Genomic DNA, 23,606 nt, shown 5'->3' with positions numbered 1-23,606 from the left:
GGAATGTGTATAAGAGACAGGGTCCATGCCCTGGCGGGCATCGGCCATCCGCCGCGCTTTTTCGCGACCCTGGAGCAACTGGGCTTTGTCCTTGACCGGCGCCAGGCCCTGGCCGACCATAAGAGGGTGACCCCGGAGCAGCTGGCGGCGCTGGCGTCGGCGCCGTTGCTGGTGACCGAGAAGGACGCGGTCAAGTGGCCGGGCGGACACGACAACGCCTGGTACCTTCCCGTCGATGCCCGGCTGCCCCCCGAATTTGAACAGATGCTGTTAACCCGACTGAAGGAGCAAGACCATGGCGATTGACGCCAAACTGGTGGAAATCATTGCCTGCCCGGTATGCAAGGGCAAGCTGCAGCTGGACCGGCAGCACAACGAGCTGATCTGCCGTTTCGACCGGCTGGCCTATCCGATCACCGAGAACATTCCGGTGCTGCTGGAAAACCGGGCCCGTAAACTCGACCTGGACGAACTGCCCGGATGAGCTTTATCGTCGTGATCCCCGCCCGCTTCAGCTCCACCCGGCTGCCGGGCAAACCCCTGGCCGATATCCACGGCAAGCCGATGATCCGCTGGGTGGTGGAGCAGGCGCAAAAGAGCGCCGCCGCCCGGGTGGTGGTGGCCACCGATGACGAGCGCATCCGCGCCGCCCTGGCGGATGCCGGGGTGGAGGTGTGCATGACCGGAAGCCACCACGAGTCCGGTACCGAGCGCCTGGCCGAGGTGGTGGAACTGTTGGGGCTGGCCCCGGACGAGATCCTGGTCAACGTGCAGGGGGACGAGCCGCTGCTGCCGCCCGAGCTGGTGGATCAGGTGGCCGGCCTGCTGGCGGGCAGCGACGCCCCCATGGCGACCCTGGCCACGCCTGTCGAGACGGTGGAACAGTGGCTGGATCCCAACGTGGTCAAGGTGGTGCAGAGCCAGGCGGGCAGGGCGCTCTATTTCAGCCGCGCGCCCATCCCCTGGGACCGGGACGGCATGGCGGCCGAGGCACCCGAGCTTGCCGGCTGCCTGCGCCATATCGGCATCTATGCCTACCGGGCCGGCTTTATCCGCCGTTATCTCGAGCTGCCCGCCAGCCCCCTGGAGCAGCGGGAAAAACTCGAGCAGCTCAGGGTGCTGTGGCACGGCGAGGCCATCGCCCTGGCCGAAGCCCGGGTGGTGCCGCCGGCGGGGGTGGATACCCAGGCGGATCTGGACGAGGTCCGCCGCCGGCTGCGGGAGCGCTGACGCGATTAAGCCGCCCTCGCCCGAGAAAATTCACTGCAAGAAAAAAGATAACGGGGTACATTGCCCCGCAATAACGGCGTACCGCCGCCACAAGGAAACCTCTGAGGAAAGTTATGATTACCCTGGGTGAATACATCGTCAAGAAACAAGCTGAATACCCCAGCGCCACCGGCGAACTGTCGTCGCTGCTGTCTTCCATCCGCCGTGCCGCCAAGGTGGTCAACCGGGAGATCAACCGGGCCGGCCTGGCCGTTGACATCATCGGCGGCAGCAGCGGCAGCGAGAACGTGCAGGGCGAGGTGCAGCAGAAGCTGGATGTATACGCCAACGATATGTTCAAGGCGGCGCTGGAAGCCCGGGGCGAGGTGTGCGGTATCGCCTCCGAAGAGGAAGATCATTTCGTGGCCTTCGACAGCGAAAGCCATTCCAATGCCAAGTACGTGGTGCTGATGGACCCGCTCGACGGTTCTTCGAACATCGACGTAAACGTTTCCGTGGGCACCATCTTCTCCATCTACCGCCGCATCAGCAAGCCGGGCGAGCCGGTGACCATGGAGGACTTCCTGCAGCCGGGCATCAACCAGATCGCCGCCGGCTACGTGGTGTACGGCTCCTCCACCATGCTGGTGTACACCACCGGCCACGGCGTGCACGGCTTTACCTATGATCCCACCCTCGGCTCCTTCTGCCTGTCCCACGAGAATATCCGCATTCCCGAGGAAGGTACCATCTACTCCATCAACGAGGGCAACTACATCAAGTTCCCCGACGGGGTGAAGAAGTACCTCAAGTATTGCCAGGAGAAGGACGACGCCAGCAAGCGGCCCTATACCTCCCGCTACATCGGCTCCCTGGTGTCCGACTTCCACCGCAACATGCTCAAGGGCGGCATCTATATCTATCCGTCCGGCACCAGCGCCCCCAACGGCAAGCTGCGCCTGCTGTACGAGTGCAATCCCCTGGCCTTCCTGGCCGAGCAGGCGGGCGGCAAGGCGTCCGACGGTTTCCGCCGGATCATGGAGATCAAACCCACCTCCCTGCACCAGCGCACGCCCTACTTCGTCGGTTCCACCCGCATGGTGGAAAAGGCCGAGGAGTTCATGACCCAGTACTCGTCGCCCGCGGCCGAATAAGGGCCGAGCGGGCGCCACGGCGCCATCCCGCACAATATCAAGGCCGGGCTTGATCCTGATCAAGCCCGGCCTTGCTGTCTGCCTTGAAAGCCGCCGGCGAGGGATAATACTTAATCTTGGAGTGGTCAAAAAACAATCAATCCAAGGAGGTGATTCTCATGGCACTGAAAGATCTGTCCCCGTCCAGGCTGGCGCCCTGGAACTGGTTCCGCCACGAGCAGGACGAGGCCATGCCCATGGTGGACAAGGAGGACGTTCATCCCATGCTCCGGCTGCAGCAGGACATGGATCGGCTGTTCGAACGCAGCCTGCGCCGTTTTGGCGCCCCGGCCCTGGACGACTGGCCCAGCTTCAGCCAGCTCAAGCCCAGCCTGGACATCAGCGAGCGGGAAGGCAACTACCTGATCAGCATGGAGGTCCCCGGGGTCAAGAAGGAAGACATCAGCCTGACCCTGGAAGGGAACCGATTGACCATCCGGGGCGAGAAGAAATACGAACATGAAGAAAAAACCGACAAGCTGCACCGGGTGGAGCGGAGCTACGGCCATTTCCAGCGGCTGCTCACCCTGCCGGACGATGCCAGGGCAGACGACATCAAGGCCGAGTTCAAGGACGGGGTGCTGAAGGTCAGCGTGCCTCGCCAGCAGCAGAGCGAAAGCAAGGCCAAGCAGATCGATATCGGCCCCTCGGCCTAGGGGAGCCTCATAACAAAAAAGGCCGGCATGACGCCGGCCTTTTGCTTGCCCGAAGAGGGGCTTATTTTTCGACCAGGGACTTGAAGTCGCGCTGGGCGGCGCCGGTGTACAGCTGGCGCGGACGGCCGATCTTCTGCTTGGGATCGGAGATCATCTCGTTCCAGTGGGACATCCAGCCCACGGTACGGGCCAGGGCGAAGATCACGGTAAACATGGAGGTCGGGATACCGATGGCCTTCAGGATGATGCCGGAGTAGAAGTCCACGTTCGGGTACAGCTTGCGCTCGACGAAGTAGGGGTCGGACAGCGCGATGCGCTCCAGCTCCATGGCCACGTCCAGCAGCGGATCCTGGATCTTGAGATCGTCCAGCACCTCGTGGCAGGTTTCGCGCATGACCTTGGCGCGCGGATCGAAGTTCTTGTACACCCGGTGGCCGAAGCCCATCAGGCGGAAGGGATCGTCCTTGTCCTTGGCCTTTTCGATGTATTCGGGGATGCGATCGACGGAGCCGATCTCTTCCAGCATCATCAGGCAGGCCTCGTTGGCGCCACCGTGGGCCGGTCCCCACAGGGAGGCGATGCCGGCGGCGATACAGGCGAAGGGATTGGCACCGCTGGAGCCCGCCAGGCGCACCGTGGAGGTGGAGGCGTTCTGCTCGTGATCCGCATGCAGGGTGAAGATGCGGTCCATGGCGCGCTCGACGATGGGGTTGACCCGGTAGTCCTCGCAGGGCACGGCGAACATCATCTGCAGGAAGTTGCCCGCATAGCTCAGGTCGTTGCGCGGATACACGAACGGCTGGCCGATGGAATACTTGTAGGCCATGGCGGCGATGGTCGGCATCTTGGCGATCAGGCGATGGGCCGCGATCTCACGATGCCGGGGATCGTTGATGTCCATGGGATCGTGGTAGAAGGCGGACAGGCCGGCGATAACGCCGCACACGATGGCCATGGGGTGGGCATCGCGGCGGTAGCCCTTGAAGAAGGACGACAGCTGCTCGTGCACCATGGTGTGGCGCATGATGTTGCGGTGGAATTCTTCGTACTGCTTGGCGGTAGGGGCCTCGCCGTAGAGCAGCATATAGCAGACTTCGAGGTAGGTGGCGTCTTGTGCCAGCTGGTCAATGGGGTAGCCGCGGTGCAGCAGTATCCCTTTGTCACCGTCGATGTAGGTGATTTCGGACCGGCAGGAAGCGGTGGCCATAAAACCGGGGTCGAAGGTGAAGTAACCGTGTGAACCCAGGGAACTGATATCGATCACATCGTAACCAGCAGTGCCTGACGCGATCGGAAGCTCGATGGGTTCCTTGCCGGGCAGATGCAGTGTGGCCTTTTGGTCAGCCATAGCACGTCTCCTTTGCTTTTATAATAGATCCACGGGTAAGAATATTTACGCAGATTAAACGATTTTTTAATCGCTTTCACCTCCCGTGGTGCGGCCATATTGAAGACAGAAGCGGGGGCGAATGTCAATTTTCGTCGGCGCGCCGCACAGCCCGTTAACCCCGTTGTGCGATCGAGTTTACATATTTGGCAATTGTTTCAGACGCTTCGTTGTAATTGCTCCCCCCCCTCCTTATACTGGCCGCCGAGGGTATAGAATGCAGTTGTGGCCATGCCGCAGATGCTGTCCAGGGGGTCCCGAGCGGTAGTTGGGCTAGGGTTGCCGCCATGCATTTTTTGTCATGACCTCATTTTCCTATACCCGGGCAACACCTGTTAAATACAATAACTAACGTGCTCAATGGAGCTAGTGGGCAAGACCGTGACTAAAAAACAGAGACCTGTAAACCTCGACCTACGGACTATTCGCCAACCTGTCACCGCTATCGCATCCATCCTCCACCGGGTTTCCGGTGTCATCACGCTGTTTGCACTCGCCATCCTGCTGTGGCTGCTCAGTTACTCGCTCTCTTCCGAGGCCGGGTTCCGCGCAGTCGTGGATATTCTCGACGGTTTCTTCGTCGGGTTCATCCTCTGGGGTGTGCTGACTGCACTGGCCTACCATATCGTGGGCGGCATCCGCCACCTGATTATGGACCTGGGCTACTGTGAGGAGCTGGAGTCGGGTGCGCTGAGCGCCAAAGTGGCGTTCGGTGTGACAATCGTATTGTCACTGCTGGCGGGAGTACTGGTATGGTAACCAATTCTGCAACCTTCGGCCGCAGCGGCGTGCATGACTTCATGCTGATCCGCGCCACGGCCATCATTCTGACCTTATACACCATCTATCTGGTGGGCTTTATCGCCTTCAACGACATCACCTACGAGGTCTGGACCGGCTTTTTCGCCAAGACCTTCACCAAGGTGTTCACCCTGCTGGCCCTGTTCAGCGTGCTGATGCACGGCTGGATCGGTGCCTGGCAAGTGCTGTCCGACTATGTCAAGCCGGCGCTGTGGCGCGGCCTGGCCCAGTTCGGGGTGGTGGTGTTGCTGCTGGTGTATCTGCTGACCGGTATCGTTGTTCTGTGGGGTGTATAAGGTGACTATTGCAATTCGCGAATTCGACGCCGTGGTAATCGGCGCCGGCGGCGCCGGCATGCGCGCCGCCTTACAAATAGCGGAATCCGGCAAGAGCTGCGCGCTCCTGTCCAAGGTATTCCCGACCCGTTCCCATACCGTGTCCGCCCAGGGCGGCATCACGGTGGCGCTGGGCAATGCCCACGACGACAACTGGGAATGGCACATGTACGACACCGTCAAGGGCTCCGACTACATCGGTGACCAGGACGCCATCGAGTTCATGTGCCAGACCGGCCCCGAGGCCATCCTCGAGCTGGAAAAAATGGGTCTGCCCTTCTCCCGTTTCGATAACGGCAAGGTGTACCAGCGCCCCTTCGGCGGCCAGTCCAAGGCCTTCGGCGGCGAACAGGCGGCCCGTACCGCGGCGGCGTCCGACCGCACCGGTCACGCCCTGCTGCACACCCTCTACCAGCAGAACGTCAAGCACCAGACCACCGTGTTCTCCGAGTGGTACGCCCTGGATCTGGTGAAGAACCAGGACGGTGACGTGGTGGGTTGTACCGCCATCGATATCGAAACCGGTGAGGTAGTCTACTTCAAGGCCAAGGCCACCATCCTGGCCACCGGCGGCGCCGGTCGTATCTTCCAGTCCACCACCAACGCCCACATCAACACCGGCGACGGTGTCGGCATGGCGCTGCGCGCCGGCGTGCCGGTGCAGGACATGGAAATGTGGCAGTTCCACCCCACCGGCATCGCCGGCGCCGGCGTGCTGGTGACCGAAGGTTGCCGGGGCGAGGGCGGTTACCTGCTGAACAAGGACGGCGAGCGCTTTATGGAGCGTTATGCCCCCAACGCCAAGGACCTGGCCGGTCGTGACGTGGTGGCCCGCTCCATGATGATCGAGATCCGCGAAGGCCGCGGTTGCGACGGCCCCTGGGGTCCGCACATCAAGCTGAAGCTGGATCACCTAGGCAAGGAAGTGCTGGAAAGCCGCCTGCCCGGCATCTGCGAACTGTCCCGTACCTTCGCCCACGTGGATCCGGTGAAAGAGCCGATCCCCGTAATCCCCACCTGTCACTACATGATGGGCGGTATCCCCACCAACGTGCACGGCCAGGCCCTGAAACAGGACGCCAACGGCAACGACGTGCCGGTGAAGGGCCTGTTCGCCGTGGGCGAGATCGCCTGCGTGTCGGTGCACGGTGCCAACCGCCTGGGCGGCAACTCCCTGCTCGACCTGGTGGTGTTCGGTCGTGCCGTGGGTCGTCACCTGACCGAGGCCCTGAACGAGCTGGGTGAGGTGCGTGGTGCGTCCGAGTCTGACCTCGAGGCCTCCCTGGCCCGTTACCACCGCTGGGAAAACACCCGCAGCGGCGAGGATCCGGTACAGATCAAGAAAGACCTGCAGCGCTGCATGCAGAACAACTTCTCCGTATTCCGGGAAGGCGATGCCATGGCAGAAGGCCTGGCCGAGCTCAAGGTGATCCGCGAGCGTCTGAAGTCCGCCCGTCTGGACGACACCAGCCGCGACTTCAACACTCAGCGCATCGAGTGCCTGGAGCTGGACAACCTGATGGAAACCGCCTATGCCACCGCCGTGGCCGCGAACTTCCGTACCGAAAGCCGTGGTGCTCACTCCCGCTTCGACTATCCGGAGCGTGACGATGAGAACTGGCTGTGTCATTCGCTGTACAGCCCGGAAACCGAGTCCATGACCAAACGCTCCGTGAATATGTCACCGAAGACCCGTGACGCATTCCCGCCGAAGGCGCGGACTTACTAAGGGGAGGGGATAACATGCAAATCACGATTTCTGTCTACCGCTACAATCCGGAAACCGACTCCGCTCCGCACATGAAGGACTATCGGCTGGAGGTCCCCCAGGGCTCCGACATGATGGTGCTGGATGCCCTGCTGCTGCTGAAAGAGCAGGATCCGTCCCTGGCCTTCCGTCGCTCCTGCCGTGAAGGCGTGTGCGGCTCCGACGGCCTGAACATGAACGGCAAGAACGGCCTGGCCTGTATCACCCCGCTGTCCGATCTGCTGGCCAAGGGCGACAAGGTGGTGATCCGCCCGCTGCCCGGCCTGCCGGTGGTGCGCGATCTGGTGGTCGACATGAGCCAGTTCTACACCCAGTGGGAGAAGGTCAAGCCCTTCCTCATCGCCGAAGACAAGCAGCCGCCCGCCCGCGAGCGCCTGCAGTCGCCGGAAGAACGTGCCAAGCTGGACGGACTGTACGAGTGCATCCTGTGCGCCTGCTGCTCCACCTCTTGCCCGTCCTTCTGGTGGAACCCGGACAAGTTCATCGGCCCGGCCGGTTTGCTGGCTGCCTATCGCTGGCTGGCCGACAGCCGCGACACCGCCACCGATGATCGCCTGTCCAACCTGGATGACGCTTTCAGCGTGTTCCGCTGCCACGGCATCATGAACTGCGTGAACGTGTGTCCCAAAGGCCTGAACCCCACCAAGGCCATCGGTCATATCAAGTCCATGCTGTTGAAACGGGCCGTGTAATAGTCCCGAACTGATAATCCGCCGCCCGCGAGGGCGGCTTTGACTCGACGACCAGAACGACAGTAGCCCTGTCGAGAAGTTACAAAGGGATAAAGATGCACAATGGCGTAATGCAAGCCTGGCTGGAATCTTCTCACCTGGCCGGTGCCAATGCGACCTATGTAGAAGACCTGTACGAGGCCTATCTTGCCGATCCTGAAGCCGTTCCCGACCAATGGAGGTCCGTGTTCGACGGCCTGCCTGCGCAAGACGGCAACGTTCCGGACCAACCCCACTCGCAAGTAAGAGATTATTTTCGCCGCCTCGCCAAAGACACCTCCCGTTATGCCACCCCGGTCAGTGACCCCCATACTGACGCCAAGCAAGTCAAAGTTCTGCAGCTGATCAACGCCTACCGTTTCCGGGGCCATCAGAACGCGAACCTGGACCCGCTCGGGCTGTGGAAGCGTGATGTGGTGGCGGAGCTGGATCCGGCCTACCACAACCTGACCGGCGCCGATCTGGACGCCACCTTCAACGTGGGCTCCTATGCCATCGGCAAGGAAACCATGAAGCTGAAGGACCTGGTGGCCGCCCTGAAGAAGACCTACTGCGGCTCCGTGGGTGCGGAATACATGCACATCACCAGCACCGAGGAGAAGCGCTGGATCCAGAGCCGTCTGGAGCCGGTGGTCGGTGCCCCCCAATACAGCAAGGAAGACAAGCTGCGCTTCCTCGACAGCCTGACCGCCGCCGAGGGCCTGGAAAAGTACCTGGGTGCCAAGTTCCCCGGCGCCAAGCGCTTCTCCCTGGAAGGTGGCGATGCGCTGATCCCCATGACCAAGGAGCTTATTCGCCGCTTCGGCGAGAAGGGCGGCCGGGAAGTGGTGATCGGCATGGCCCACCGGGGCCGCCTGAACATGCTGGTCAACGTGCTGGGCAAGCGCCCGCAGGACCTGTTCGATGCCTTCGCCGGCAAGTACGACACCCAGAGTTCCGGTGACGTCAAATACCACATGGGCTTCAGCTCCGACTTTGAAACCCCGGGCGGCGTGGTGCACCTGGCACTGGCGTTCAACCCCTCCCACCTGGAAATCGTCAACCCGGTGGTCATCGGCTCGGTGCGCGCGCGCATGGACCGGCTGGAGAACCCGGACGGCCGTCAGGTACTGCCGATCACCATCCACGGTGACTCGGCCTTCGCCGGCCAGGGCGTGGTGGCGGAAACCTTCAACATGTCCCTGACCCGCGGCTACGGCGTGGGCGGCACGGTGCGCATCGTGGTCAACAACCAGGTGGGCTTTACCACCTCCAACCCGCGCGACACCCGCTCCACCGAGTACTGCACCGACATCGCCAAGATGGTGCAGGCGCCGATCTTCCACGTCAATGCCGACGATCCGGAAGCCGTGGTGCAGGTAACCCAACTGGCCCTGGACTTCCGCAACGAGTTCGGCCGCGACGTGGTCATCGATCTGGTGTGCTACCGCCGCCACGGCCACAACGAGGCGGACGAGCCGAGCGCGACCCAGCCGCTGATGTACCAGAAGATCAAAAAGCATCCGACTCCGCGCAAGATCTATGCAGACCGGCTGATCGAAGAGAACACCGTCTCTACCGAAGACGCCACCGCCATGATCAACGAGTACCGGGACGCCCTGGATCACGGCGAGTGCGTGGTCAAGGAATGGCGGCCGATGGAGAAGCATTCCGTCGACTGGTCGCCCTACCTGGGCCACGAGTGGGACATGCCCTACGACTCCACCTATCCGCTGGACAAGCTGAAGGAACTGGGCGACCGGGTGACCAGCTACCCCGAGACCCACACCCTGCAGCGCCAGGTGGCCAAGATCTACGAAGACCGCAAGCTGATGGCCAAGGGCGAGAAGCTGGCGGACTGGGGCTTTGCCGAAGTGCTGGCCTACGCCACCCTGGTGGACAGCGGCTACGAAGTGCGCCTCACCGGCCAGGATTCCGGCCGTGGCACCTTCTTCCACCGCCATGCGGTACTGCACAACCAGAACGACGCCAGCACCTACACCCCGCTGTGCCACCTGTCCGACAGCCAGGGCCAGTTCCAGGTATACGACTCGGTGCTGAGCGAAGAGGCGGTGATGGCGTTCGAGTACGGCTATGCCACCGCCGAGCCGGAAGGCCTGACCGTCTGGGAAGCCCAGTTCGGTGACTTCGCCAACGGCGCCCAGGTGGTGATCGACCAGTTCCTGAGCTCCGGCGAGCAGAAATGGGGCCGGATGTGCGGCCTGACCCTGCTGCTGCCCCACGGCTACGAAGGCCAGGGCCCCGAGCACTCCAGCGCCCGCCTGGAGCGCTACCTGCAGCTGTGCGCCGAGCACAACATGCAGGTGTGCGTGCCCACCACCCCGGCCCAGGTGTTCCACATGCTGCGCCGCCAGGTGCTGCGCCCCATGCGCCGGCCGCTGGTGGTGATGACGCCCAAGTCGCTGCTGCGCCACCCGCTGGCGGTGTCCGAGCTGGACACCCTGGCGAGCGGCACCTTCCTGAATGCCATCGGGGAGATCGACGAGCTGGATCCCAAAGGCGTCAAGCGCGTTGTCCTGTGCTCCGGCAAGGTCTATTACGATCTGCTGGATGCCCGGCGCAAGAATGAACAAACGGATGTGGCCATTATCCGGATCGAGCAATTGTATCCGTTCCCTCAGGAAGAGGTTGCCGCGATTCTTGCCGACTACCAGCACGTGAAAGACTTCGTCTGGTGTCAGGAAGAGCCGCAAAACCAGGGGGCCTGGTATTGCAGCCAGCACCACTTCTGGGCTGCCATCCCGGCAGGTGCCAACCTGCGTTATGCCGGTCGCGCCGCCTCGGCATCTCCGGCCGTGGGTTACACCTCTGTTCACTTACAACAACAAAAAGCGTTGGTCGAAGACGCACTGACGTTGACTGAAGCATAACGCACAAAGGACATATTGATGACCATCGAAATCAAGGTTCCCGACCTACCAGAATCTGTCGCCGATGCCACCATTGCCACCTGGCACAAGCAGCCGGGTGACCGGGTTGAGCGCGACGAAGTGATCGTCGACATCGAAACCGACAAGGTGGTGCTGGAAGTACCGGCTCCCGAAGCGGGCGTACTGGAAGCCATCCTCGAAGACGCCGGCGCCACCGTGCTGGGTCAGCAGGTGATCGGCAAGCTCAAGCAGGGCGCCGTGGCCGGTGAAGAGACCAAGGACAAGCCGGCTGCCGCCAATGGCGAAGCCAAGGAAGAGGCCAAGGCCGACGCCGATGATGCCCTGAGCCCGGCGGTTCGCCGCCTGGTGGCCGAGCACAACATCGACGTGGCCAAGCTGGCCGGTTCCGGCAAGGGCGGTCGCATCACCAAGGAAGACGTGGAAGCCTTTATCAAGGGCGGCAACAAGCCGGCCGCGCCGGCCGCCGAGGTCAAGGCCCCGGTCATCCCCCTGGGCGAGCGCACCGAGAAGCGTGTGCCCATGACCCGTCTGCGCAAGCGCGTGGCCGAGCGCCTGCTGGAAGCCAAGAACACCACCGCCATGCTGACCACCTTCAACGAGGTCAACATGGGCCCCATCATGAGCCTGCGCAAGCAGTATCAGGAGGTGTTCGAGAAGCGCCACGGCATCCGTCTGGGCTTTATGTCCTTCTATGTGAAGGCGGTGGTGGAGTCGCTCAAGCGTTATCCGGAAGTGAACGCTTCCATCGACGGTGACGACATCGTCTACCACAACTACTTCGACGTCAGCATCGCCGTGTCCACCCCCCGTGGCCTGGTGACCCCGGTACTGCGCGACTGCGATCGCCTGAGCCTGGCCGACATCGAGAAGAGCATCAAGGATCTGGCCATCAAGGGCCGTGACGGCAAGCTGACCGTGGACGACATGACCGGCGGCAACTTCACCATCACCAACGGCGGCGTGTTCGGCTCCCTGATGTCCACCCCCATCATCAACCCGCCGCAGAGCGCCATCCTGGGCATGCACAAGATCCAGGAACGCCCCATGGCGGTGAACGGCAAGGTGGAAATCCAGCCGATGATGTACCTGGCACTGTCTTACGACCACCGCCTGATCGACGGCCGCGAGTCCGTGGGTTACCTGGTGTCCGTGAAGGAGCTGCTGGAAGATCCGACCCGTCTGCTGCTGGACGTGTAACGCGATAATAACAAGAGGTCGGGTTGCGGCCCGACCCGTTTTTATGCCCTGAACCCAAACACAACAACGGAAAACGCAACATGAATTTGCATGAATATCAGGCAAAACAGCTGTTTGCCGAATACGGTCTGCCCGTATCTGAAGGCTACGCATGTGACAACCCGCAAGAAGCGGTAGAGGCTGCCAGCAAGATCGGCGGCGACATGTGGGTAGTGAAGTGCCAGGTCCACGCCGGTGGCCGCGGCAAGGCGGGCGGCGTCAAGCTGGCCAAGACCAAGGAAGAAATCCGTGAGTTCGCCGAAAACTGGCTGGGCAAGAACCTGGTGACCTACCAGACCGACGCCAAGGGCCAGCCGGTAGCCAAGATCCTGGTCGAGTCCTGCACCGACATCGACAAGGAACTGTACCTGGGCGCCGTGGTCGACCGTGGCACCCGTCGCGTGGTGTTCATGGCCTCCACCGAAGGTGGCGTGGAAATCGAGAAGGTCGCCGAAGAGACCCCCGAACTGATCCACAAGGCCGCCATCGATCCGCTGGTGGGCCCGCAGCCCTACCAGGGCCGTGAACTGGCGTTCAAACTGGGCCTGAAAGGCGACCAGATCAAGCAGTTCACCAAGATCTTCATGGGCTTGGGCCAGATGTTCCTGGACTATGATTTCGCCCTGCTCGAGATCAACCCCCTGGTGATCACCACCGCCGGCAACCTGCACTGCCTGGACGGCAAGATCAACATCGACTCCAACGCCCTGTTCCGCCAGCCCAAGCTGCGCGAGATGCACGATCCGTCCCAGGACGACGCCCGTGAAGCCCATGCCGCCAAGTGGGAGCTGAACTACGTGGCCCTGGACGGCAACATCGGCTGCATGGTCAACGGTGCCGGCCTGGCCATGGGCACCATGGACATCGTCAACCTGCACGGCGGCTCTCCCGCCAACTTCCTGGACGTGGGCGGCGGCGCCACCAAGGAACGGGTGACCGAGGCATTCAAGATCATTCTCTCCGACAGCAACGTGAAAGCGGTACTGGTGAACATCTTCGGTGGCATCGTCCGTTGCGACATGATCGCCGAGGGCATCATCGGCGCGGTGAAGGAAGTGGGCGTCAAGGTCCCGGTGGTGGTACGCCTGGAAGGCAACAATGCCGAAGCCGGTGCCCAGAAGCTGGCCGAGTCCGGCCTCAACATCATCGCTGCCACCAGCCTGACCGATGCCGCGGTCCAGGTCGTTAACGCCGCACAGGGGAAATAAGAGAATGAGCATTCTGATCAACAAAGACACCAAGGTTATCTGTCAGGGCTTTACCGGTGGCCAGGGGACTTTCCACTCCGAGCAGGCCATCGCCTACGGCACCCAGATGGTCGGCGGCGTGTCCCCGGGCAAGGGCGGCACCACCCACCTGGGCCTGCCGGTGTTCAACACCGTGCGTGAAGCGGTCGAAGCCACCGGCGCCACCGCCACCGTGATCTATGTACCGGCGGCCTTCTGCAAGGACGCCATCCTGGAAGCCATCGACGCCGGCATCCAGCTGATCGTGACCATCACCGAGGGCATCCCCACCCTCGACATGCTGGACGTGAAAGTGAAGCTGGACGAAGCCGGCGTGCGCATGATCGGCCCCAACTGCCCGGGTGTGATCACCCCGGACGAGTGCAAGATCGGCATCATGCCCGGCCACATCCACAAGAAGGGCAAGGTGGGCATCGTGTCCCGCTCCGGCACCCTGACCTACGAAGCGGTCAAGCAGACCACCGACGAAGGCTTCGGCCAGTCCAGCTGCGTGGGCATCGGTGGCGACCCCATCCCGGGCTCCAACTTTATCGACATCCTGAAGCTGTTCCAGGAGGATCCGGAGACCGAGGCCATCGTGATGATCGGTGAAATCGGCGGTACCGCCGAGGAAGAAGCCGCCGCCTTCATCAAGGCCAACGTGACCAAGCCGGTGGTGTCCTACATCGCCGGTGTGACCGCTCCTCCCGGCAAGCGCATGGGCCACGCCGGCGCCATCATCTCCGGTGGCAAGGGCACCGCGGACGAGAAGTTCGCCGCCCTGCAGGACGCCGGAGTGAAAACCGTGCGCTCCCTGGCCGACATCGGCAAGGCACTGCGCGAAGTGACCGGCTGGTAAGACAAAGCTGGAAGCTTGAAGCTAAAAGCTGGAAGAGAAAAGGAGCCGTTGCAGGCTCCTTTTTTTTATGCGGTTGGCTCTAGCTTCCAGCTTCAGTCACATGCGTTCCGTTCTGCTCCAGGGATCCGGTTTCATGCTGAACTGGCCGTGTTGCCAGTGCCGTGCCAGGCGACGGAAGTCGTCCCCCGCTACGTGGATCAGATCCCGGTGGTCGCCGCTTTCCAGGTAGACATCCGCCATGCCGAGCAGGGCGTCGTCCACCAGGGTGTCGATGGCGTAGGGATCGCCCAGGGCGGGGATGGCGCCGGGATCGCAGTCGTTGAACCACTGCTCCAGGGTGCGCTCCGGGGCCAGCTGCACTTCACCATGAACCAGATAGTTCAGGCGCTGCAAGTCCACCTTGTCGGCGGCGGGGATCACCGCCATGATCGACTTGCCGTCGTCCCGCTCCAGGATCACCGCCTTGGCCATCTGGGCGAGGGGAACATGACCGGCGATGGCACTCTGTGCCGCCCCTTCGGAATAGGCGTGATGCACCATGTCGTAGGGGATCTGATGTCGGTCCAAGTACTCTTTCAATCTGAGTGACATACCCATAACTACCTCCTGAAGGCCATACCGTAGCCGGCCGCCTTCCTCTGCTGCATAACCAGTATAGACCCTCGGATAAAACTTGACTTTGTAATGCCTCATTTGAGGCTTTGATCCAGATCAAGCACGAGTGGGATTACCATTTTTTAACCGGCCAATTACCTTAGAATGACTTTCTTTTACGGACCCGAACGAGAGTCTCAAGGAATGCGTAACCTCTCATTGAACTGGAAGATTTTCCTGCCGCTGCTGGTGATTTTCGTGCTGGTATTCGTGCTGTGCTTTGCCGTGTCCACCCAGTTGCAGCGGGCCCTGGCCCTGCAGCTGGCCGAGGAAAAGATTGAAACCACCGCCAACCTCTATATGGATCAGCTCAATGTGCTGATGGTCAACGGCGCCATCCACCAGCGCCAGCTGGTGCAGACCAAGGTGCAGGAAGAGCTGGGTATCCAGCAGGCGAGGGTGATACGGGCACCGGCCGTGACCCAGCTGTTCGGGCCGGGTGCGCCGGATCAGGGCGTGGAGGACGAGCTGGACCGGCGGGCCATAGAGCAGGGCGAAACCGTGCTCGAACTGCACCTGGACGACAATATTCCCAACCTCACCCTGATCAAGCCCTACAAGGCCTACCAGGAGTACCGCGGCACCGCCTGCCTGCAGTGCCACCAGGTGCCGGAGGGCACCGTCATGGGGGCGGTGCGTATCAGTTACGATCTGAGCGACACCTTTGCCCGGATCCACGACAACAACCTGCGCCTGGGGGGCGTGCTGCTGCTGGTGTTCGGTGCCGCCTTCCTCCTGTTGTGGCGGGTGCAGAACCATTACCTCAAGCGGCCCATCCTCAATATCAGCGGGCGGTTGCAGCAACTGGCCAGGGAGCGGGATCTGGCGACCCGGCTGGTGCCCCTGGGCAAGGACGAGCTGGGCGGCCTGGTCGGGGCCATCAATGGCCTGCTTGGCAGTTTCCAGAAGAGCCTGCAGGAGGTACGCCAGGTGACCGGCCGCATCTACCAGGCGGCGGATCAGATCCAGCAGGGTGCCCAGAGTACCGACAGCTCGGTCAAGGCCCAGGACGGGGAAACGGCGCTGATCGCCACCGCCGTCAACGAGATGGAAGCCTCGGCCCGGGAGGTGAGGGAGAATGCCCGCCTGACCGCCGAGACCTCCGAGCAGAGCCATGCCTTCGCCCTGACCGCCAATGATCAGGCCCAGGTGGCCATCTCCGGCATTCAGGCCCTGCGCGGCGAGATCGGCCGTATCGATGAGGTGATCCGTACCCTGGACGGGCGCTGCGATCAGGTCGACAAGGTGCTGGACATGATCAAGGGGATTGCCGAGCAAACCAACCTGCTGGCGCTCAACGCGGCCATCGAGGCGGCCCGGGCGGGAGAGTCGGGCCGGGGCTTCGCGGTGGTGGCGGACGAGGTGCGCACCCTGTCGCTGCGTACCCAGCAGTCGGCGGAGGAGATCACCGGCATGATCCGCCTGCTGCAGAGCGAGGCCAAGGATGCGGTTTCCGCCATCGAGAAAGCGGAAGGGCAGACGGTGGACAGCGTGGAGCGTACCCAGGCGGCGATGGACTCGCTGCAGGCCATCATAGAGCAGGTGGCGCGCATCAACGAGCTCAACGCCCAGGTGGCGGCCTCGGCGGACGAACAGAGCGCGGTCTGCTCCGAGGTGAGCCGCAATATCACCCGGGTGCGGGATTCGTCCGGCGATACCCTGGTGCAGGCTCATTCCGCCGCCACCGCCAGCTTGCAGCTGGTGGCCGAGTGCAGGGTGCTGGAGCAGATGATCGCCCACTACCGGCTGCAGGGGAGGGACGAGGGCGATGACGAGGCCTTGCCGGCAGGGGAGCCGGTGGCGGGTTAAGGGAAAAGGGGACGCTCAGGCGTCCCCTTTGACTTCCAGCACCCGGCTCAGCACCTCGCCCCGGGCCAGGCGGGTGCGCAGCTCGTCCCCGGGTGCGAGCCGGGACGCGTCGGTGACCAGCTGATCGTTGCAGAGGGTGATGCTGTAGCCCCGGGACAGGGTGGCCAGCGGACTCATGGCATCGAGCCGGGAGGCGGCCAGCGCCAGCCGGTGCCGGTTTTGCTCCAGCCGGCGGTCCAGCAGGCCGGCGAGCCGCCGCTCCAGGTGGAGCAGCCGTTCCCGCCCGTCTTGCAGGCGGCGGGCCGGATGCTGGTACTGCAGCCTCAGGCGCAGGGCTTCCAGGCGTTGCCCGGCCTGCTCCAGCCGGCGCTGCCAGGCCCGCGACAGGCGTAACTGCAGCTGGTCCAGGCCCTGGGCCTGTTGCTGCAGGCGGCGTTCGGGATGCTGGCGGCCGAGGCGCTGCTCCAGTTGCCGCAGGCGCAGGCCCTGGCCCTGCAGGTAGCGGCGCTGGGCCGAGGCCAGCCGCTGGCCCCACTGGTGCCATTGCAGGATTTGCGCCTCGCCGTCCCGGCTGACCAGTTCGGCGGCGGCGGAGGGGGTGGGGGCACGCAAGTCGGCCACCAGATCGCTCAGGGAGATGTCCACCTCGTGGCCGATGGCGCTGACCACCGGCAGGGCGGAAGCGGCGATGGCCCGTACCAGCCGTTCGTCGTTGAAGCACCAGAGATCTTCCAGCGAGCCGCCGCCCCGGGCCAGGATCAGCAGATCCGTTTCCGCCCGGCGGTTGGCGGCGGCCAGGGCCGACAGCAACTGGGGCACCGCCGCCTCGCCCTGCACCTGGCTGGGGTAGAGGACCACCCGCAGGTGGGGTGCGCGCCGGGCCAGCACGGTGAGGATGTCGTGCAGGGCCGCGCCGGTGGGCGAGCTGATGATGCCGATGCGGGCCGGATGGGCGGGCAGGGGGCGCTTGCGCCCGGCGTCGAACAGGCCCTCGGCACCGAGCCGCTGCTTGAGCGCCTCGAACTGCTGCTTGAGCAGGCCCTCGCCGGCGGGTGCCATGGTCTGGGCCACCAACTGGTAGTCGCCCCTGGGCTCGTACAGGGTGACTTTGCCGAAGATCAGTACCTGATCGCCGTCTTTGGGCCGGAAGGTGACGCTGCGGTTGTTGCCGCGGAACATGGCGCAACGCAGCTGGGACTGGTTGTCCTTGAGCGAGAAGTACCAGTGGCCGGATCCCGGCGTGGCCAGGTTGGAGATTTCCCCGGTCAGCCAGACCGCGCCCATTTCGCCTTCCAGCAGCAAACGGGCCTGGCGGTTGAGGCGGCTGACCGTGTAGATGTCCGTTAACTTTTCCTGATACAAAATGGCCCCTGAGTAGTATTTTTATATGAAAATAAACGGCTTTGCCCGATATTTTGCGCTTAATTTACCAAAATAACAAAAATCGCTTTACCGAAGGGGGGCGGATGCCTACAATTTGTCGGCAATATTTTTCCCCCAACCTATGGTGAATATTGCGATGCTTAGGATTGCCCAAGACGCCCTGACCTTTGACGATGTACTGCTGGTCCCAGCCCATTCCACCGTGCTGCCCAACACGGCCGATCTCCGCACCCGCCTGACCCGGGAAATCAATCTTAACATTCCTATCGTTTCCGCCGCCATGGACACGGTGACCGAGGCCGATCTGGCCATCGCCCTGGCCCAGGAAGGGGGCATCGGCTTTATTCACAAGAACATGTCTATCGAACAGCAGGCGGCGCAGGTGCGCAAGGTCAAGAAGTTCGAGAGCGGCGTGGTGTCCGATCCGGTCACCGTCCGTCCGGACATGACCATCGCCGACGTGCGGGAGCTGACCCGCCAGAACGGATTTGCCGGTTACCCGGTAGTGACGGCCGAGGGGGAACTGGTCGGCATCATCACCGGGCGGGATGTCCGTTTCGTACAGGACATGAGCAAGAAGGTGCACGAGGTCATGACCGGTAAGGAGCGGCTGGTGACGGTGCCGGTGGGCGCGGCTCGGGAGCAGGTTGAGGCCCTGATGCAGGAGCATCGCATCGAGAAAGTACTGGTGGTGGCCGCCAATGGCCAGCTGACCGGCATGATCAGCGCCAAGGACTTCCAGAAGGCCGAGAGCAAGCCCAACGCCTGCAAGGACGAGCAGGGCCGGCTGCGGGTGGGTGCGGCCGTGGGTGCCGCGCCGGGCAACGAAGAACGCATCGCCGCCCTGGTGGCCGCCGGTCTGGACGTGCTGCTGATCGACTCTTCCCACGGCCACTCCGAAGGGGTGCTGGAACGTATTCGTGAAACCCGCAAGGCCTATCCGAACCTGCCGATCATCGGCGGCAACGTGGCCACCGCCGCGGGCGCGCTCGCCCTGGCCGAGGCCGGCGCCAGCGCGGTCAAGGTCGGCATAGGCCCCGGCTCCATCTGTACCACCCGTATCGTGACCGGTTGCGGCGTACCCCAGATCACCGCCGTGGCCAACGCGGTCGAGGCCCTGAAGGGCACCGGCATTCCGGTGATCGCCGACGGCGGCATCCGTTTCTCCGGCGATATCGCCAAGGCCCTGGCCGCCGGCGCCCACTGCGTGATGATGGGCTCCATGTTCGCCGGTACCGAAGAGTCCCCCGGTGAAATCGAGCTGTTCCAGGGCCGTTCCTTCAAGTCCTACCGGGGCATGGGTTCGCTCGGCGCCATGACCAAGGGCTCCAGCGACCGCTACTTCCAGACCGACAACGCCGCCGACAAGCTGGTGCCGGAAGGCATCGAAGGCCGGGTGCCCTACAAGGGCAAGCTCAAGGAAATCATCCACCAGCAGATGGGCGGCCTGCGCAGCGCCATGGGCCTGACCGGCAGCGCTACCATCGACGACCTGCGCACCAAGGCGGAATTTGTTAAGATATCCGGCGCCGGCATCCAGGAATCCCATGTCCACGATGTGACCATTACCAAGGAAGCCCCCAACTACCGGCTGGGCTGAACCCGAAAGCAACAAACGGGGGAGCAATCCCCCGTTTTTCTATTGCCGTCTGGCCCCCCACAGGCGGCCCTTGAAACTAGTAGGAAGACGATGACCAAGAATATTCATGATAACCGGATCCTGATCCTGGATTTCGGCTCCCAATATACCCAGCTCATCGCCCGCCGGGTGCGGGAGCTTGGGGTGTACTGCGAGCTGTGGGCCTGGGACGTGACCGAAGCTCAGATCCGCGACTTCAATCCGAACGGTATCATCTTGTCCGGGGGGCCCGAGTCCGTCACCGAGGCCGGCAGCCCGCGGGCGCCGGAGTACGTGTTCAACGCCGGGGTGCCGGTGTTCGGCATTTGCTACGGCATGCAGACCATGGCAGAACAGCTGGGCGGCGCCGTGGCCGGCTCCAGCGAGCGGGAGTTCGGCTATGCCCAGGTGCAGCGGGTGGCCGAGTGCGCCCTGTTCGCCAACATCGAAGACGCCATTGACGACCAGGGCAACGCCCTGCTCGACGTGTGGATGAGCCACGGCGACAAGGTGGTGGCCCTGCCCGAAGGCTTCACCAAGGTGGCCCAGACCGGCAGCTGCCCCTTCGCCGCCATGGCCGACGAGCAGCGCCGTTTCTACGGCGTGCAGTTCCACCCCGAGGTGACCCACACCCGCCAGGGCGCGCGCATGCTGGAGCACTTCGTGCGCGGCATCTGCGGCTGCGAGGCGCTGTGGACCCCGGCCTCCATCATCGAGGACGCGGTGGCCCGCATCCGCGAGCAGGTGGGCGACGGCAAGGTGTTGCTGGGCCTGTCCGGCGGCGTGGACTCCTCCGTGACCGCCATGCTGCTGCACCGGGCCATAGGCCCGCGGCTGACCTGCGTGTTCGTGGACAACGGCCTGCTGCGCCTGAACGAGGCGGACCAGGTGCTGGAAATGTTCGGCGATCACTTCGGCCTCAATATCGTGCACGTCAACGCCGAGCAGCGCTTCCTGGCCGCCCTGGCCGGCGAAAACGATCCGGAAGCCAAGCGCAAGATCATCGGCCGGGTGTTTATCGAGGTGTTCGACGAGGAAGCGGGCAAGATCCAGGACGTGAAGTGGCTGGCCCAGGGCACCATCTATCCGGACGTGATCGAATCCGCCGGCTCCGCCACCGGCAAGGCGCACGTGATCAAGTCCCACCACAACGTGGGTGGCCTGCCGGAAGACATGGAGCTCAAGCTGGTCGAGCCGCTGAAGGAGCTGTTCAAGGACGAGGTGCGCAAGGTCGGCCTGGAACTGGGCCTGCCCTACGACATGCTCTACCGCCACCCCTTCCCGGGCCCGGGCCTGGGCGTGCGGGTGCTGGGCGAAGTGAAGAAGGAATACTGCGACCTGCTGCGCCGGGCCGACGCCATCTTCATCGAGGAGCTGCACAAGCATGACCTGTACAACAAGGTCAGCCAGGCCTTCACCGTCTTCCTGCCGGTGCGCTCGGTCGGCGTGATGGGCGACGCCCGCAAGTACGACTGGGTGGTGTCCCTGCGCGCGGTGGAAACCATCGATTTCATGACCGCCCACTGGGCGCACCTGCCCTACGACTTCCTGGGGCATGTGTCCAACCGGATCATCAACGAAATCGACGGCATCAGCCGCGTGGTGTACGACATCTCCGGCAAGCCGCCCGCGACCATCGAGTGGGAGTGACCGGTTTAACTGAACGGACATACTAAAAAGGCGCTTAGGCGCCTTTTTAATTGTCATCCCTAAACTATCGCTGTTGGCAAGCGTGGATCAAAGGCGCCGCGTCCAGTATCAGCCAAGGTAAAGCCAGCGAGGATAATCAATCCTCTTGCTCTCTTGCTCTCTTGCAGCTCTTGTTGTTCACAGTTATTATTTGTTCATGATTCATGAACGGTGTTTTGGTATGAACGGTAACGCGACCTTGCTGATGTTGGCCATGAATAATCTGCCCTCGCACATCCAGGGCGAGTCTACCTTTGATCCAAAGCCGGATGGCCATCCTTACTCTGATGCCCAGGTCACCCTGACGGTACACGGCGAACGCTACCGGTTTAGCGTTGAAATAAAGCATATCCACCGTAAAGAAAGCCTCACAGCACTCCTGGACGCCGCTCGTCCCGACACCCTGCTGGTGTGCAACAGACTGACCGTTCATCTCGCCGACTTTTGCTCCAGCAACGCTATCAATTTCATCGATGAGGCCGGTAACGCCAGGGTGAGCTGTAACGGGCTGAATCTGTGGATTGAGGGGAGAAATAGCTCCGTAAGTCCTTCTGCAACTCAGCAGCAGGCAAAGCCGGGGCTGGGCTTTATGAAGCTGGTGTTTGCCTTGTTGGCTGATGAGGATGTGTTACGTTTACCATTTCGAGCCATTGCCGAGATGGCAAATATTTCATTGGGTATGGTCAGCAAGGGGTTTAAACACCTGGAGTCTGAAAAGCTTGTCAGTCTGGGCAGTACCCGGCGCATTCTGGATAAGGAAGCCCTTTATCACATCTGGATTGAACACTATCGCACCGTATTAAGACCAAAACTCGGTGGGATAAGACTGGTGGCTCCGGGTGACTGGCGAGAGATCCCCTTAACACCCAAAGATTGCTGGGGGGGGGAAGTGGCCGCCGATGAACTGACGGGCTACCTACAGCCTTATGAGTTACAGCTTTTTACCTTTGAGCCACTGCAGAAAAGGCTTGCTCTGCTCAAGGCAAAGCCTGACCCTGCCGGCAGACTCTGGTTAGTTCCGGCCTTCTGGTGGAAGGGGCTGGACATTAATATCAACGCCAAGGCATTGCTGGCTGTTGCCGAACTGCTTGCAAGCAGCGATAGCCGAAACAAAGAGGTTGCCGAACTCATCAATGAGCAATATCTACACCTTAAAACACTCCCTGAAACCTGGGTTTGAGCCTGTACTGACACTGATCACCCGCACAACCAGGCAAACCGGAGTGCCATTTTTTGTTGCTGGGGCAACGGCGAGAGATCTCGTTCTGTATCATGTATTTGGCCGGGATCCCGGTCGTCAGACCCGGGATATTGATACCGGTATTCTGGTGCCGGATTGGGACGCTTTCTCCCGAGTAAGGCAGGCTTTGCTGGATGCTGGTTTAACCGTAACCAATAGAGTCCATCGACTTAAAGACCCCGACAGTGGCTTGCCAATTGATATTATTCCATTTGGTGCCATAGCCGATGCCGCAGGTGAAATACAGTGGCCACCAGAGCATGCTGTCACCATGTCGGTGGCTGGATTTCAGGAAGCTTATGATGCCGCCTTATCAGTAGAGTTAGGGCAGGGCGATACCATCAAAGTCGCGTCATTGGCCGGGCTGACTCTGCTAAAGTTGATTGCCTGGCAGGAGCGGGGAAAAGAGAGCAGCAAAGACGCGGCTGACTTTTTAACCATTCTGCTTGAGTATCAGCATGTTCAGGAGGATCGTCTGTGGGAGCCTTATGTCCCGGCAGAACGCCTGGAGTATGATACCGAGAGGCAAGGGGCTTTCCTGCTCGGGTACGATTTGAAGATGATCTTGTCCGAGCCAGCGACCAGCCCGGATACCGTCAGCCGGATAACCGCATTGGCGGCTGATATTGATGGACTGGTCGGGGCTCAGTTCAGAACTCAGAACCTCTGCGGTTACGAGAGGATAGAGCAGCTGCAACAGGACTTTTGGACGGGACTGGAGTTGTAAGAGCAGCCTCGAGTCAGCAAAAAATTAATAAAATTCTATACGTGGTATTTTTCTTGGTATCGAAGGGATTGTGCTTAGTAAAATATTGATATTTAAAGGCTAAATCCCACTCTTGATAATAGAGTGGGAATAAGCGCAAGCTTGCCAGACTGAACCAGGGGCGCCGCGGCGCCCCTGGTTTTTATCTGGCAGAT

21 protein-coding genes are annotated in these 23,606 nt (G+C 62.0%); 18 read left to right on the top strand and 3 right to left on the bottom strand.

Annotation, left to right across the window (positions count from 1 at the left end):
* The 5 genes from CGX12_RS12985 to CGX12_RS12965 form a co-directional block, all read left to right on the top strand.
* A partial coding sequence (locus CGX12_RS12985; RefSeq protein WP_176442062.1) for a tetraacyldisaccharide 4'-kinase occupies positions 1 to 306 on the top strand: 306 nt, incomplete at its 5' end.
* A complete protein-coding gene (locus tag CGX12_RS12980; protein ID WP_094040296.1) occupies positions 296 to 484 on the top strand; it encodes a Trm112 family protein in 189 nt (62 codons plus the stop codon). The genes CGX12_RS12985 and CGX12_RS12980, both read left to right, overlap by 11 nt.
* Entirely contained in the window at positions 481 to 1,230 is a 750-nt protein-coding gene (kdsB, locus tag CGX12_RS12975; RefSeq protein WP_094040295.1) for a 3-deoxy-manno-octulosonate cytidylyltransferase, read from the top strand. The genes CGX12_RS12980 and kdsB overlap by 4 nt, the downstream gene beginning before the upstream one ends.
* Positions 1,231 to 1,343: 113 nt before the next feature.
* Positions 1,344 to 2,363, top strand: coding sequence for a class 1 fructose-bisphosphatase (gene fbp, locus CGX12_RS12970; RefSeq protein WP_094040294.1), 1,020 nt, complete (start codon positions 1,344 to 1,346; stop codon positions 2,361 to 2,363).
* Positions 2,364 to 2,521: 158 nt separating this feature from the next.
* Positions 2,522 to 3,058 (top strand): Hsp20/alpha crystallin family protein, encoded by a 537-nt coding sequence (locus CGX12_RS12965; RefSeq protein WP_094040293.1) that lies wholly within the window; start codon positions 2,522 to 2,524, stop codon positions 3,056 to 3,058.
* A 61-nt stretch (positions 3,059 to 3,119) separates the two neighbouring features.
* Here the strand turns inward: CGX12_RS12965 and CGX12_RS12960 are convergent, their stop codons facing one another.
* Entirely contained in the window at positions 3,120 to 4,406 is a 1,287-nt protein-coding gene (locus CGX12_RS12960) for a citrate synthase (RefSeq protein WP_094040292.1), read from the bottom strand.
* Between the two features lie 408 nt (positions 4,407 to 4,814).
* Here CGX12_RS12960 and sdhC point away from each other — a divergent pair, with 408 nt between their 5' ends.
* The 8 genes from sdhC to sucD all read left to right on the top strand — a co-directional run bounded on the left by sdhC (position 4,815) and on the right by sucD (position 14,292).
* Entirely contained in the window at positions 4,815 to 5,204 is a 390-nt protein-coding gene (sdhC, locus tag CGX12_RS12955) for a succinate dehydrogenase cytochrome b556 subunit (protein ID WP_232513298.1), read from the top strand.
* On the top strand, positions 5,198 to 5,542 hold the full coding sequence (gene sdhD / locus CGX12_RS12950) for a succinate dehydrogenase, hydrophobic membrane anchor protein (RefSeq protein WP_094040290.1): 345 nt from the start codon (positions 5,198 to 5,200) through the stop codon (positions 5,540 to 5,542). The genes sdhC and sdhD overlap by 7 nt, the downstream gene beginning before the upstream one ends.
* Before the next feature lies 1 nt (position 5,543).
* Positions 5,544 to 7,310 (top strand): succinate dehydrogenase flavoprotein subunit, encoded by a 1,767-nt coding sequence (gene sdhA / locus CGX12_RS12945; RefSeq protein ID WP_094040289.1) that lies wholly within the window; start codon positions 5,544 to 5,546, stop codon positions 7,308 to 7,310.
* Between the two features lie 14 nt (positions 7,311 to 7,324).
* On the top strand, positions 7,325 to 8,041 hold the full coding sequence (locus CGX12_RS12940; RefSeq protein WP_094040288.1) for a succinate dehydrogenase iron-sulfur subunit: 717 nt from the start codon (positions 7,325 to 7,327) through the stop codon (positions 8,039 to 8,041).
* Positions 8,042 to 8,136: 95 nt separating this feature from the next.
* On the top strand, positions 8,137 to 10,950 hold the full coding sequence (sucA, locus tag CGX12_RS12935; RefSeq protein WP_094040287.1) for a 2-oxoglutarate dehydrogenase E1 component: 2,814 nt from the start codon (positions 8,137 to 8,139) through the stop codon (positions 10,948 to 10,950).
* Between the two features lie 18 nt (positions 10,951 to 10,968).
* The gene (gene odhB / locus CGX12_RS12930; protein WP_094040286.1) at positions 10,969 to 12,168 is read left to right on the top strand and encodes a 2-oxoglutarate dehydrogenase complex dihydrolipoyllysine-residue succinyltransferase; all 1,200 of its coding nucleotides are present in this window, start codon (positions 10,969 to 10,971) and stop codon (positions 12,166 to 12,168) included.
* 80 nt (positions 12,169 to 12,248) lie between these two features.
* Positions 12,249 to 13,415, top strand: coding sequence for an ADP-forming succinate--CoA ligase subunit beta (gene sucC, locus CGX12_RS12925; RefSeq protein ID WP_094040285.1), 1,167 nt, complete (start codon positions 12,249 to 12,251; stop codon positions 13,413 to 13,415).
* 4 nt (positions 13,416 to 13,419) lie between these two features.
* Positions 13,420 to 14,292, top strand: coding sequence for a succinate--CoA ligase subunit alpha (gene sucD / locus CGX12_RS12920; RefSeq protein ID WP_094040284.1), 873 nt, complete (start codon positions 13,420 to 13,422; stop codon positions 14,290 to 14,292).
* Between the two features lie 96 nt (positions 14,293 to 14,388).
* Here sucD and CGX12_RS12915 read toward each other — a convergent pair whose 3' ends face one another.
* Positions 14,389 to 14,859: an aminoacyl-tRNA deacylase gene (locus CGX12_RS12915; RefSeq protein ID WP_232513297.1), complete on the bottom strand. Its 471-nt coding sequence runs from the start codon at positions 14,857 to 14,859 to the stop codon at positions 14,389 to 14,391.
* 231 nt (positions 14,860 to 15,090) lie between these two features.
* On the opposite strand from CGX12_RS12915, the gene CGX12_RS12910 reads away from it, so the two are divergent.
* On the top strand, positions 15,091 to 16,755 hold the full coding sequence (locus CGX12_RS12910) for a methyl-accepting chemotaxis protein (protein ID WP_094040282.1): 1,665 nt from the start codon (positions 15,091 to 15,093) through the stop codon (positions 16,753 to 16,755).
* A 15-nt stretch (positions 16,756 to 16,770) separates the two neighbouring features.
* On the opposite strand, the gene xseA is transcribed toward CGX12_RS12910, so the two are convergent.
* Positions 16,771 to 18,117 (bottom strand): exodeoxyribonuclease VII large subunit, encoded by a 1,347-nt coding sequence (gene xseA, locus CGX12_RS12905; RefSeq protein WP_094040281.1) that lies wholly within the window; start codon positions 18,115 to 18,117, stop codon positions 16,771 to 16,773.
* A 157-nt stretch (positions 18,118 to 18,274) separates the two neighbouring features.
* Here xseA and guaB point away from each other — a divergent pair, with 157 nt between their 5' ends.
* From guaB to CGX12_RS12885, 4 genes are all read left to right on the top strand, one after another.
* Positions 18,275 to 19,738 (top strand): IMP dehydrogenase, encoded by a 1,464-nt coding sequence (gene guaB, locus CGX12_RS12900; RefSeq protein ID WP_094040280.1) that lies wholly within the window; start codon positions 18,275 to 18,277, stop codon positions 19,736 to 19,738.
* A gap of 90 nt (positions 19,739 to 19,828) precedes the next feature.
* Positions 19,829 to 21,406 carry a glutamine-hydrolyzing GMP synthase gene (guaA, locus tag CGX12_RS12895; protein WP_094040279.1) on the top strand — a complete coding sequence of 526 codons (1,578 nt, stop codon included), beginning with the start codon at positions 19,829 to 19,831 and terminating at the stop codon, positions 21,404 to 21,406.
* Positions 21,407 to 21,626: 220 nt separating this feature from the next.
* Positions 21,627 to 22,625 (top strand): type IV toxin-antitoxin system AbiEi family antitoxin, encoded by a 999-nt coding sequence (locus tag CGX12_RS12890; protein WP_094040278.1) that lies wholly within the window; start codon positions 21,627 to 21,629, stop codon positions 22,623 to 22,625.
* Positions 22,579 to 23,412 (top strand): nucleotidyl transferase AbiEii/AbiGii toxin family protein, encoded by an 834-nt coding sequence (locus CGX12_RS12885; RefSeq protein WP_094040277.1) that lies wholly within the window; start codon positions 22,579 to 22,581, stop codon positions 23,410 to 23,412. Before CGX12_RS12890 ends, CGX12_RS12885 begins: the two co-directional genes overlap by 47 nt.
* The last annotated feature ends 194 nt before the right edge of the window (positions 23,413 to 23,606 follow it).

Source organism: Zobellella denitrificans (assembly GCF_002237365.1).
GTDB lineage: Bacteria > Pseudomonadota > Gammaproteobacteria > Enterobacterales > Aeromonadaceae > Oceanimonas > Oceanimonas denitrificans.
Note: the sequence above shows the minus strand (reverse complement) of the source record. Positions and strands in the feature narration are given on the sequence as shown.